This is a genomic window from Crossiella sp. CA198 (genome assembly GCF_052078295.1).
Classification (GTDB): domain Bacteria; phylum Actinomycetota; class Actinomycetes; order Mycobacteriales; family Pseudonocardiaceae; genus Crossiella.
Map to the genome: position 1 here is coordinate 133,695 of NZ_JBQJIM010000018.1, position 12,321 is coordinate 146,015.

The window sequence follows — 12,321 nt, forward strand, 5'->3', positions numbered from 1 at the left end:
CGTTGACCTGGTCCCAGCCGATGGTCAAGACTGACCGCGTGACCTTGGTGACCGATGCGCTGCTGCCGCTGTACGGCAGCGATCACTCTCGGGGCGACCTGGCCTGGTAGCGGCGGTTTCCGCCCTCCACCCACGCACCCCAACCGAAAGGTCATCCCATGGACATGCGTTCCTTCGTCGCCGCCCTGCCCAAGGCGGAGCTGCACGTGCACCTCGTCGGCGCCGCCTCGGTGGACACCGTGCTGGAACTCGCCCGCAGGCACCCGCACCGCGGCGTGCCCACCGACCGGGCCGAACTGGCCGCCTACTACGAGTTCACCGACTTCGCGCACTTCATCCAGGTCATCGGCGCGCTGGGCAGGCTGGTCACCACCGAGGCCGACGTGGTCACCCTGCTGGTCGGCCTGGCCCGCGATCTGGCCGCCAACCAGGTCCGCTACGCCGAGGTCACCGTCACCCCGGTCAACCTCTTCAACGCGGGCATCGGCGACGAGGAGCTGGTCCGGGCGCTGGTCACCGGCCGGGAGCGGGCCAAGGCCGAACACGGCGTCGAGCTGAACTGGATCTACGACATCCCCGGCGAGCAGGGCGTCGAGGCCGGCTGGCGGACCGTCAACTGGTACCTGGACCACAAACCCGAGCACACCGTCGGCTTCGGTCTGGGCGGGCCGGAGATCGGCGTGCCCCGGGGCCAGTTCCGGCCCATGTTCGACCTGGCCCGCGAGGCCGGACTGCCCAGCGTGCCGCACGCCGGGGAGACCACCGGCCCGGAGACGGTGTGGTCGGCGATCCACGACCTGGGCGCGGTGCGGATCGGGCACGGCATCCACTCGGTGCGGGACCCCGAGCTGGTCGCCTACCTGGCTGAGCACCGCATCCCGCTGGAGATCTCCCCGCACTCCAACCTGCGCACCCGCGAGGTGCTCGACCTGGCAGATCACCCGCTGCCAAAACTGTTGGCCGCGGGCGTGCCGGTGGTGCTCAACACCGACGATCCCGGCATGTTCGACACCGACCTCAACCGCGAGTACCTGGCCGCGCACGAGAAGATGGGCCTGACCGCGAAACAACTGGTCGAGATCGCGCGCACCGGGGTCGAGGTGTCCTTCGCGGGTGCGGCCACCAAGGCCCGGCTGCTGGCCGAACTGGACTCGGTCACGCTGCCCGGCTGACGCCCTTCTCTGGAGAACCCCCCATCGGACGGCTCCGCGTCGCCGCCGCGGGACTGGCATAATCACTTCGCGGCGGCGATGTGGGTGGGGGGTTCGGAAACGATGTCCGGTCGGCGGGATCAGCAGATCACCCCGACGGCAGACCCGACGCTGCGTCCGCTGGTCGGTCGGCAGCCGTTGCTCAAGGTCCTCGGCAACACGCTCAAGCGCTCCACCCGCAAGACCTTCTTCCTGGTCGAGCTGGTCGGCGAGCCCGGCGTTGGCAAGTCCCGGCTGGTCACCGAGGTGGCGAACCAGGCCCGCGAGCTGGGCATGGCCACCCTGGCCGGCCGGGCGGCCGAGTTCGAGCAGGACGCGCCCTTCGCCGCGGTGGTGGACGCCCTGGACGACCACCTCGAATCCCAGATCGGCCTGCTGACCCGGCGGCTGCCGCTGCCCGAGGCGCGGTTGCTGTCCTCGGTCTTCCCCGGGCTGACCATCGACCTGCCGCAGGTGCCGATCCCGGCCGGGGCCGGTGGCGCGCGCTACCGGCTGCACCGCGCGGTGCGCACGCTGCTGGAGGTGCTCGCCGAGTCCTCCGGCCTGACCCTGCTGCTCGACGACGTGCACTGGGCCGATGAGGCCACCATCGAACTGCTCGACTACCTGGTGCGGCATCCCCCGCGCGGGCAGGTCGTCATCGCGGTGGCCTACCGGCCCGCGCAGGTCTCCGCCCGGCTGCGCACCGCGCTGTCCCAGGTGCCCGCGGGTCAGGGCACCCGGGTGACGGTGAGTCCGTTGTCGCAGAAGGAGACCGAGGAGTTCCTCGGTCCAGGGATGAGCCAGGCGAAGCGGCGCAGGCTGTACGAGTCCAGCGGCGGCAACCCGTTCTACCTGGAGGCGTTGTCCAGGGCGGAGAACGGCAACGGCAACCCGCTGTCCCAGATCACCGGCGACCTGGCCGAGGACACGCTGCGCGATGTGCCGGACGCGGTGCGTTCGGCGCTGCAGGTGGAACTGGGTCAGCTCTCCTCCAAGGCGCTGCTGATCGCGCACGCCGCCGCCGTGGTGGGCGATGAGTTCGAGCCCGCCGCCGCCGCGGCCGCCGCCGAGCTGTCCGACGCCGAGGCGCTGACCGTGCTGGACGAGCTGGTCGGCCGGGACGTGGTGCGGATCGCGCCGACCCCTGGCCGCTTCCGCTTCCGGCACCCGCTGGTCCGGCACACCGCCTACACCTCGGCCTCGGCGGGCTGGCGGATGGCCACCCACGGCCGGGTCGCGGCCTACCTACAGCAGCTCAACGCGCCGGCGCCGCAGCTGGCCCGGCACGTGGTCCGCTCGGCCGGGTTCGGCGACGTCGACGCGGTCGGCGTGCTCACCCAGGCCGCCCGCTCGGTCGCGCCACGCGCGCCGATGACCGCCTCCTACTGGCTCACCCAGGCGCTGCGGCTGCTGCCGGACATCCCGGCCAACACCGGCGACCGGATCCAGCTGCTCATCGAACTGGCCGCGGCCCAGGGCGTGACCAGCCAGTTCACCGAGGCCAGCGGCACCGCGCTGGACGTGCTGGAACGGCTGCCCGCGCAGGCCTACCAGCAGCGGGCGATGGTCGCGGGCAACATCTACGCCAGGGTGACCCGGCTGCTCGGCCGGGCGGTCGAGGCACGTGCCCTGCTCCAGCGAGAGCTGCGCGCGGTCCCGGCCGAGGCCATCCAGCACGCCGGACCCCTGCATCTGCGCCTGGCCGTGGAGGCCATCTGGTCCGCGGAGTACGCCGAGTCCACCCGGCTGCTCGACCAGGTGCCCACCGACGCGGTGCCGCAGCCGATCGCCTACGCCGTGGCCGCGCTCCGGCCGATGCCCGCCATCGCGGGCGGGGACGGCGCGCGCGGCCTGGCCCTGCTCGACGAGGCCGACCGGGTGCTGGCCACCGCCACCGCCACCGACCTCGCGCCCTGGCTGGACGCCTTCACCTGGCTCTGCTTCAGCGACCTGCTCACCGGCCGCTACCGCAACGCGCTGCCCCGGTTCGAGCGGGTGGTGGAGATCGCCCGCAACACCGGCCAGAACTACATCCTCCCCCCGCTGCTGGTCGGCCAGGCCCAGGCGGCGGCGGTGCTCGGTGACATGGACGAGGCGTTCACGCTGACCGAGGAGGCCATCGACATGGCCAGGGTCGGCGGCTCGCAGCAGTCCATGGCGATGGCACTGGGCTCCCGCTCACTGCTGCTCACCTGGTCCGGCGAGCACACCGAGGCGCTGCGGGTGGCCGCCGAGGCGACCGAGGCCGGTGGCCTGGTGCCCGAGTGGTGGGGCCTGCGGGCCCGGGTCGCCCAGGCCATCGCGGTGGCCTGCTCCGGCGACCTGGACGGGGCCGCCGCGGACGAGGTGTGCGATCTGCTGGAGTCGGTGCAGCGGGACCAGCCGATGCTGCTGTTCTGCTGCGAGGCCATGGCGCACCTGCTGGCCGGCGCCGGCCGCTGGGCCGAGGCCGCCGCCTGGGCCGACCGCGCCGAGCGGATCGCCGATCCGGCGCTGGAGATCAACCGGGCGCTGGCAGGCACGGTCCGGGCGCACGCGCTGACCGGCACCGATCCGGCCGCAGCCGCCGAACTGGCGCTGCGTTCGGCCGCCGTGCTCGAACAGGCCGGGCTCAAACTGGACGCCGCCCGCGCCCGGCTGCGCGCCGGACTCGCCTTCACCGCGGCGAAAGACCGGGTCAGGGCGCTGCCCGAACTGGCGACCGCGGCCGATGCCTTCGCCGCCTGCAAGGCGAAATCGCTGCGGGCCGAGGCCCTGCGCGCCACCCGTCGCCTCGGCGTGCGGGTGGCCGTCCCAGGTGGACCGAAGCAGAGCGGGCCGTTCGGATTGTCACCGCGAGAACTCGAAATCGCCCGACTTGTGCTCGACGGGCACACCAATCAGCAGATTGCTGAGAAGCTGTTCATCGGCATCCGCACGGTGGAGACCCACGTGTCACACGTGTTCACCAAGCTCGGCGTGACCTCGCGGGCCAGCGTCGGCCGGGTGCTCGGGCCCGCCCTGGACGCCCACGACAAGGGCTGAACCGACCGTCGGCATCGGGGTCGGGGCAGCTCAGCGGCCCGACCCGGATGAAGATGTCAGTGATTCCCACGATGGCAGGGACCACGCGTCCTGGCCAAGGTGGACACACACACGATGGTCAGGTGAAGGACCCATGAAACGCGAGATCCCGCTGTACACGCTCGACGGCGTGCGCGACGCGGACGTGTCCACGCACCCGTTCACCACCGAGGACGGCCTCGGCCTCAGCCTGCTGCGATTCCGGCGCGCGGAGAGCCAGGACGTCGTGCTGCTCATCCCCGGACTGACCCAGTCCAGCGACATGTACATCATGCCCGAGCACCGCAACCTGGTCAGTTACCTGCTGGACAACGGCTACGGCGACGTGTGGACGCTGGACAGCCGGCTCAGCAACCGGCACCCGTACAACCAGGGCATGCACCGCTACACCCTCGACGACGTGGCGCACTGGGACAACGCCGCGGCGATCGAGACCATCCGGCGCTCGATCGGCCCTGACCGCAGGCTGCACGTCATCTCGCACTGCCTGGGCGCGGTGTCCTTCCTGATGAGCCTGTTCGGCGGAGTGGTCGAGGGCATCACCAGCGTGGTGGCCAATAGCGTCGCGCTCACCCCGAACCTGCCGACCTACTCCGCGGCCAAGATCGCCGTCGAGCCGGAGCTGTTCGAGTACGTGCTGGGCTTTGAGTACATGGACCCGCGCTGGGGCGACGCGCCGCGGTTCACCAGGCCGTGGCTGGCCGCGAAGGTCATCTCGGCGATGCACCGCGAATGCGATGTGTCCGCCTGTCACATCCTGAGCCACCTGTGGGGAGCGGGCTGGCCTGCGATGTACCGGCACGAGAACCTGCTGGAGGTCACCCACCGCAGGCTGGGCGACCTGTGCGGCGGCAGCGGGATGAACTACTACCGGCACGTCCGCAAGATGTACCTGGCCGGGCGCGCGGTGAAGTACGACGTCAAGGACGAGCGGCACGAGGAACTGCCGAATGACTACCTCGGCAACGCGGCCAGTGTGGACACCCCGATCCTGCTGACCACCGGCGATGCCAACAAGGTCTTCGGCGACTCCAACGAGATCTGCTACCGCAAGCTGGAGAAGATGACGCCGGGGCGGCACGAGTTCCGCATCCTGCCCGGCTACGGCCACCTGGACCCGTTCATCGGCGAGCACGCCGACATGGACGTCTTCCCGCACCTGCTCGACTTCATCAAGCGACAGGCCGGCTGAGATGGCCGAACACGTCGACGTCGTGGTGGTCGGAACCGGATTCGGCGGTTCCGTCAGCGCCTATCGACTAGCCGAGGCCGGCAAGTCGGTGGTGGTGCTGGAGCGGGGCCGGAAGTACCCGCCCGGCTCCTTCGCCCGCTCCCCCGCGGAGATGCGCAACAACTTCTGGGACCCGGCGCGGCGCCAGTACGGGCTGTTCGACGTGTGGAGCTTCCGCGGTTTCGCCTCGGTGGTCTCCGCCGGGGTCGGCGGCGGCTCGCTGATCTACGCCAACGTGCTCAAGCGCAAGGACGAGAACTGGTTCGTGCACGACGAGCCGTTGCGCGGCGGCGGCTACGAGACCTGGCCGATCAGCCGGGCCGAGCTGGACCCGCACTACGACGCGGTGGAACGGATGCTGACCCCGGCGCCGTACCCGCTGGACCACCCGGATTTCTCGGATATGCCGAGGACGAAGGCCATGCGCGAGGCGGCGACCGCGCTCGGCCTGGAGTTCGAACGACCGCCGCTGGCAGTCCGGTTCGCGGCTCGGCCAGGGGGCGAGCCGGGAACCGGGCTGCCGATCGAGGAGGCGGGTTACGGCAACCTGCACGGGGAGCAGCGCCGGACCTGCCGGTTGTGCGGCGAGTGCAACATCGGCTGCAACGACGGCGCCAAGAACAGCCTGGACCACACCTACCTGTCCGCGGCGCAGCACTACGACGCCGACATCAGGGACATGTGCGAGGTGCGGTTGATCCGCCCGCTGCCGGGCGGCGGCTACGAGGTGGGCTACCGGGAGCACCAGCCGGACGGGGTCACCAGGGCGCGCACCATCAGCTGCGACCGGCTGGTGCTGGGCGCGGGCACCTTCGGCACCCTGCACCTGCTGCTGCGCAACCGGCCGCGGCTGCCGCGGCTGAGCCGGGCCCTGGGCACCCGGTTCACCGGCAACGGCGACCTGCTCACCTTCCTGCTCAAGGCCAAGGACCGCGACGGGGTGCGCGATCTGGAGGCCAACCGCGGACCGGTGATCACCAGCGCGATCCGGGTGCCGGACGCGGTGGACGGGGAGGGCATCACCGGGCGCGGGCACTACATCCAGGACGCGGGCTACCCGAGCTTCGTGGCCTGGCTGGTGGAGGCGGCCAACGCGCCCAGTCAGCTCAACCGGATCTTCGGGTTCGCGGCCAAGCGGCTGCTCAACGCGATCGACCGGTCGCCGAGCACCTCGCTCTCGCACGACCTGTCCGAGCTGCTCGACGACGGTGTGTTCACCGAGAGTTCGGTGCCGCTGCTGGGCATGGGCCGGGACGTGCCGGACGGGGTGGTCCGGATGCGCGAGGGCTGGCTGGACATCGACTGGACCACCGAGACCAGCGAGGAGTACTTCAGCGGGGTGCGCGCCACCATGCGCGGGGTGTCGGAGGTGCTGGGCGGGGAGTACCGGGACAACCCGATGTGGCTGACCAAGCGGATCATCACCGTGCACCCGCTGGGCGGGGCGCCGATGGGGCGGCACTCCGGGGAGGGCCTGTGCGATCCCTACGGCGAGGTGTACGGGTACCCGGGGCTCTACGTCGCCGACGGCTCGGCCATGCCGGGCCCGGTCGGCCCGAACCCCTCCATGACCATCGCGGCCTGGGCGGACCGCCTCTGTGATCGGCTCCTCGGGGGAGGGGAGTCCGACTATGGATCCACGGTCGAGCCCACAGATCCGCACTGTTCGGAGGGAGCGGTGCGGGTCCCCGGGGAGCCGGCCGGCCGAGGGGGGCCGGCCGGCTCCGCCGGGTTGTCCTTCACCGAGGAGATGACCGGTTCCTTCGCCCTCGGCGAGACCGAACCCAGGCAGGGCGAGCTGGTCGGACGGCGGGACGAGCGCGGGCTCTCCTTCCGCCTCACCATCGCCATCGAGGATCTGGACCGGTTCCTGGACGACCCCGGTCACCTGGCCAAGGCCACCGGCTGGCTGCACTGCGACGACCTGGGCGGCAGGCTCGCGGTGCCCTTCGGCCGGTTCAACCTGCTGGTGCCGGGCTCGGCAACGGACACCCGGCACATGTACTACCGGCTGCACCTGGACGACCTGGCAGGCAACCCGCTGACCCTGACCGGGCACAAGGACCTGCACGACGACGCGGGCCCTGACCTGTGGTCGGACACCACCACGCTGTACGTGCGGATGTACTCCGGGCACGTCTACGAGGACGACGAGCCGGGCGAGCCGATCGGCGCGGGCGTGCTGCACATCCGCAAGCGGGACTTCCTCCAGCAGCTCACCACGATCCGGGCCACCGGGCCGGATCCGCTGGGTTCGGTGGAGCGGTTCGGCCGGATGTTCCTGGGCAGGTTGTGGGAGATCTACGGCCCGCGCGGACCGGAGGACGAGGAATGAGCGGCGGACTGGCGCTGGTGCTCTCCGGGGGCGGGGCGCAGGCGGCCTACTTCGGCGCGGGGGTGGCGCAGGGTCTGGCCGAGCTGGGGCGCGCGCCGCGGATCTACTCCGGGACCTCGGCAGGCGCGCTGAACATCGGGCTGCTGGCCGGCGGGATGACACCGGACGCGCTGACCCACCTGTGGGCCGAGCTGGGTTCCTCCGACGTCTACCGCTTCCGCGCCGACCTGTACCGGTTGCTGCGGCCCTGGCAGCTGCTGCGGCTGGCCGATGACCTGGTGAGCAACGCGCTGGGCGTGATCGGCTGGACCTGGCTGCTGGACACCTCCCCCGCGCGCAAGACCCTGGCCAAGGTGCTCGACGGCGACCGGCTGTCCATCCGGGAGGACGTGGTGGCCGTGGTCTCCGCGGTCGAGCACGCCACCGGGCTGGTCACCCGGTTCACCAACACGCTGCCGCCGGAACACCGCCGCACCGACCGGTACCGGCAGGTCGAGCTGACCGTGGACCACCTGCTGGCCAGTGCGGCCGCGCCGGTGCTGTTCCCGCCGGTGGAGATCGACGGGGTGGAGTACACCGACGCCGGACTGGTCGCGAACACGCCGCTGTCCCCCGCGCTGGCCTACGAGCCGGACACCGTGGTGGTGGCCGCCTCCTCCCGGCGGCAGGCCACGGACCGGCCGGACTCCCTGGACGAGGCGCTCGGGCTGCTCTTCGCCAACGTGGCGCGGTTCGCGGTGGAGCAGGACTTCCGGCACGCGCAGACGGTCAACGAACTCGCCAAGGCCGGGGCGACCGAGAAACGTCAGGTGGAGCTGGTGCTGGTGGAGCCCAGCGCGGACTTCAGCATCTCCGGGTTCGTCCGGTTCTCCCCGGACACCGCCCGCGCGGTCGCCGAACACGGCCGGTCCAGGGCCCTCGAACTGCTCGGCTGACGCCGCCGCCAGGCCACTACCAGCGCGATCAGCAGCAACACCCCGAGCAGACCGAGGCTGACCCAGCTGGACACGGTGGCCACCAGCTCGTAGGAACGGCCAGCGGCCCAGCCGACGAGCACCCACAGCGCGCCCCACACCGGCGCGACCGGCACGTTCCACCGGGCGAAGCGGTGATACGGCAACCCGGCCATGCCGGCCAGCCGCGGCACCAGGGTGCGCGCGCCGACCACCCACTGACCCAGCAGCACGGCCCGTTCGCCGAAATCGCCGACCAGACCGCTGATCCACTGCCAGCGACGCGCCCCGATCCGGCGGACCGTCCAGCTCCGCGGCAGGTCACCGGTGCCGCCGAGGCTGCGGCCGCGCCAGTAGGCCAGCTGCGAGCCGATCAGCGCCGCCGCGCCCGCGGTGATCATCGCGGGGGCCAGCGGCACCGCGCCGAGCTGGGTGAGGAAACCGAAGACGAGCAACGCGCTGGCCCCTGGCAGGATCACGCCGATGACCAGCGCGGCCTCGGCGATGAGCAGCAGCCCGACCGCCAGGCAGATCAGCAGCGGCGGGAGCCCGCTCAGGTGCTCCCGCAGCAACTCGATCATGTCTTCGGGCGCCGGCACACGTAGGTGATGGCAGGCGGCACGTTGCGCCAGACCACCCGGGTGAGCAGCACCTCGTCGAAGACTGATTCGAGCAGGTAGCGGAACTTGCGCGCGCCGACCATGCCGAGCGCGTGCACGTAGGCGAAGGTGGTGAACACCCCGGTCTGGCCGATGCCGTCGGCGACGTGGCCGATGATCTGCCGCTGCACCTGCTCCGGGATCAGCACCCAGGGCAGGCCGGAGATGACCGCGTCCACCGAGCCGGGTTCGCCGTGACCGCGGTCGGCGAGCACCTTGTCCAGGTCGGCCGCGTTGGCGTTGACCACCTCGATCGCCGGGTAGGCCGCCTGCACGTGCTGGGCCAGGTCCTGCTCCAGCTCGATGGCCAGGTAGCGGCCCCGGCCATTCAACCGCGCCTCGATCGCGCCGCTGACCGCACCGGTCCCGGCGCCCAGCTCGACCACCAGCGGCTCACCCTGGCCGGGCACGACCGAGGCGAGCCGGGCCGCCAGCGCGGGGGAACTGGGCACGACCGCGCCGATGAGGCTCGGCTGGCGCAGGACCGCGGAGACGAACACGGCCAGCGAGTTGCGTGGTGGGGGTGCGGATGTCACCCGACCAGACTGCCTTATCAGCCGGGTGTGATGTGCATGGGGATGTCCGATCTCAGGGCTTTTTCAGGGCTAGCGTCGATTCATGAACGCTCTCCAACAGGTGTGGGGCGCGATCGGCGGCAGGCCCGCCGACCTGACCTCGGTCACCGTGACCAGCCCGGATGAGATCCTCCCGTCGATCTTCAAGGTGACTGAGGCGGCCACCGCGGCGGTGGCCGCGAGCACGCTGGCCGCGGCCAGGTTGTGGCACACCCGTAGTGGTCCGGCCCCCGAGGTGGTGGTGGACGGCCGGGCCGCGGTGACCGCGTTCCGCAGTGAGCGGCACCTGCGGGTGGACGGCGTGGCGCCGCCGGTGTGGGGGCCGTTGTCCGGGGACTATCCAACCGCGGACGGCTGGGTGCGGCTGCACGGCAACTACCCGGCGCACTACCGGGCGGTGCTGCGCGCGCTGGCGGTGCCCGAGTCCGCGGTGGCCCGCACGCTGCGCACCGCCTCGGCGGTGGCGGTGGAGGAGGCGGTGCTGGCCGCCGGTGGCGCGGCCGCCGCCCAGCGCAGCCGCAGCGAGTGGCTGGCCACGCCGCAGGCCCGAGCACTGGCCAAGGTGCCGCTGGTGGAGCTGACCAGCCGCTATGACACCCCGCGCCGTCCGCTGGGCCCGGCGCAGCGCCCACTGTCCGGGGTGCGGGTGCTCGACCTGACCAGGGTGATCGCCGGACCGGTCGCCGGGCGCACGCTCGCCGCCCACGGCGCGGACGTGCTGCGGGTGGGCGCCGACCACCTGGAGCTGGTGGACGCGCTGGTGGTGGACACCGGTTTCGGCAAACGCTTCTGCCACCTGGACCTGCGCACCCCGGCAGGCCGGGACAGCCTGCGGGCGCTCATCCGGCAGGCCGATGTGCTGCTCCAGGCGTTCCGGCCCGGCGCGCTGGCCCAGCTGGGGCTGGGCGTGGCGGACTGCGCCGCGCTGAACCCCGGCCTGGTCACGGTGTCCATCAGCGCTTACGGCCAGGCCGGTCCGTGGTCGGGGCGGCGCGGGTTCGACAGCCTGGTGCAGGTGGCCACCGGGTTCACCCACGAGACGGCCACCGCCGCCGAGTCCGCCGTCCCGGTGCCGCTGCCGGCACAGCTGCTCGACCACGCCACCGGCCACCTCGCCGCGCTGGCCGCTATCGAAGGACTGCGCCGCCGCGCCCAGCACGGCGACTCCTGGCACGCCGAGGTCTCCCTGGCTCGCACCGGCGCCTGGCTGGACGGACTGGGCCGGATCGACGGGCTCGGCCTGCCGGAGGTCGAGGTCACGGACCTGCTGACCGAGACGGACACCCCGTTCGGCCGGGTCCGGCACGCGCGCCCGGCAGGCACGATCGCCGGTCAGTCGCCGTACTGGGCGACCCCGCCGCACCGGCCGGGCGCGGATCCCGCGTCCTTCGGCTGAGATCAGTCGGCGAACAACCGGTCCAGCGGCTGCGCGGCCACATCGCCCGCGGGCCGGGACAGGTACAGGTCGGTGTGGAAGTAGCCGGTGGACTCCTTGTCCCGCACCGGGATTCCCGCGGAGGTCAGCGCGCTCACGGTGGTCCTGGCCTCCTCGGCGGAGGCGAACCGGCGCTGCCGGAAGGTCCGGCCGGGCAGTTTCTCGGTGACCAGTCCGTGCCTGCCGAGGACCTCGGCGATGCGCTGGTAGGCCACCCCGCGCAGCACGAACGCGGCCACCCATGGCGGCCGGCGCACGCAGTCGAGCAGCCGCTGGAAGGTCCGGTGGGTGATGTAGCCGACCCCGCCGGTCACGGTGACCATGCTGGTGTCGGCGACCGCGGCGCGCAGGGCGGCGCTGGGTTCGGCGCTTTCCAGGTCCTCGCCGAAGCCCTCGTCGAGCATGCCCGCGGTGCGGGCGTAGGCGACCGCGCGGGCCGAGCGGTCGATGCCGACCGTGCGCGGGGCCTTGGCGCGCCGACGGCCGTGGAAGAACCGGCGGTCCCGCGCGGCGAGGTCCCCGGTGGAATCCGACTCGGCCTGCGCGTAGCGCACGTAGAGGTCGTCGAGCACCAGGTCGTGCCGCAGCAGGGCGGTGTTGATCCCGTAGGAGCAACAGAGATCGGTCACCGTGGCCTCGGCCGCCGGTCGGGGGCCTGCCTCCAGCAGCTTGCGGAAGACTCGCTGGGCATGGTGCGGGATCTGGTACTCCAGCGTGCCCAGCGTGCTGAAGTAGGCACGCGGATCCCGCTGTTCGTAGATGTGGTCGAAACTGGCCTTCCCGGCCAGGAGTTTTCCGTTGGTTCCGGCCTCACGGGCTACCACTCGGGCTCCTTCGATGACCTCGGACACCGCTGTCTCCTAGCCGAAACTAGCGG

The 12,321-nt window shown here is 71.9% G+C and carries 8 protein-coding genes and 1 pseudogene; 6 read left to right on the forward strand and 3 right to left on the reverse strand.

What is annotated here, in order from left to right; all coding sequences use genetic code 11:
• Positions 1–158: 158 nt before the first annotated feature.
• The 5 genes from add to ACTOWY_RS28975 all read left to right on the forward strand — a co-directional run bounded on the left by add (position 159) and on the right by ACTOWY_RS28975 (position 8,757).
• Positions 159–1,172, forward strand: a complete 1,014-nt coding sequence (gene add / locus ACTOWY_RS28955; protein ID WP_441312770.1) for an adenosine deaminase — start codon at positions 159–161, stop codon at positions 1,170–1,172.
• A gap of 102 nt (positions 1,173–1,274) precedes the next feature.
• Complete coding sequence (locus ACTOWY_RS28960; protein ID WP_441312771.1) at positions 1,275–4,217, forward strand: helix-turn-helix transcriptional regulator; 2,943 nt, start codon at positions 1,275–1,277, stop codon at positions 4,215–4,217.
• Positions 4,218–4,350: 133 nt separating this feature from the next.
• Positions 4,351–5,448, forward strand: a complete 1,098-nt coding sequence (locus tag ACTOWY_RS28965; protein ID WP_441312772.1) for an alpha/beta hydrolase — start codon at positions 4,351–4,353, stop codon at positions 5,446–5,448.
• A gap of 1 nt (position 5,449) precedes the next feature.
• On the forward strand, positions 5,450–7,822 hold the full coding sequence (locus ACTOWY_RS28970) for an FAD-dependent oxidoreductase (protein ID WP_441312773.1): 2,373 nt from the start codon (positions 5,450–5,452) through the stop codon (positions 7,820–7,822).
• Positions 7,819–8,757, forward strand: a complete 939-nt coding sequence (locus ACTOWY_RS28975) for a patatin-like phospholipase family protein (protein ID WP_441312774.1) — start codon at positions 7,819–7,821, stop codon at positions 8,755–8,757. Before ACTOWY_RS28970 ends, ACTOWY_RS28975 begins: the two co-directional genes overlap by 4 nt.
• Before the next feature lie 119 nt (positions 8,758–8,876).
• On the opposite strand, the pseudogene ACTOWY_RS28980 reads toward ACTOWY_RS28975, so the two are convergent.
• Positions 8,877–9,356 (reverse strand): annotated as a pseudogene (locus tag ACTOWY_RS28980) (DedA family protein); the annotation flags it as partial.
• A complete protein-coding gene (locus ACTOWY_RS28985) occupies positions 9,353–9,970 on the reverse strand; it encodes a class I SAM-dependent methyltransferase (RefSeq protein WP_441312775.1) in 618 nt (205 codons plus the stop codon). The gene ACTOWY_RS28985 and the pseudogene ACTOWY_RS28980, both read right to left, overlap by 4 nt.
• Before the next feature lie 82 nt (positions 9,971–10,052).
• Here ACTOWY_RS28985 and ACTOWY_RS28990 point away from each other — a divergent pair, with 82 nt between their 5' ends.
• On the forward strand, positions 10,053–11,405 hold the full coding sequence (locus tag ACTOWY_RS28990) for a CoA transferase (protein WP_441312776.1): 1,353 nt from the start codon (positions 10,053–10,055) through the stop codon (positions 11,403–11,405).
• A gap of 2 nt (positions 11,406–11,407) precedes the next feature.
• On the opposite strand, the gene ACTOWY_RS28995 is transcribed toward ACTOWY_RS28990, so the two are convergent.
• Positions 11,408–12,268: a class I SAM-dependent methyltransferase gene (locus ACTOWY_RS28995; RefSeq protein ID WP_441312777.1), complete on the reverse strand. Its 861-nt coding sequence runs from the start codon at positions 12,266–12,268 to the stop codon at positions 11,408–11,410.
• Between the last annotated feature and the right edge of the window lie 53 nt (positions 12,269–12,321).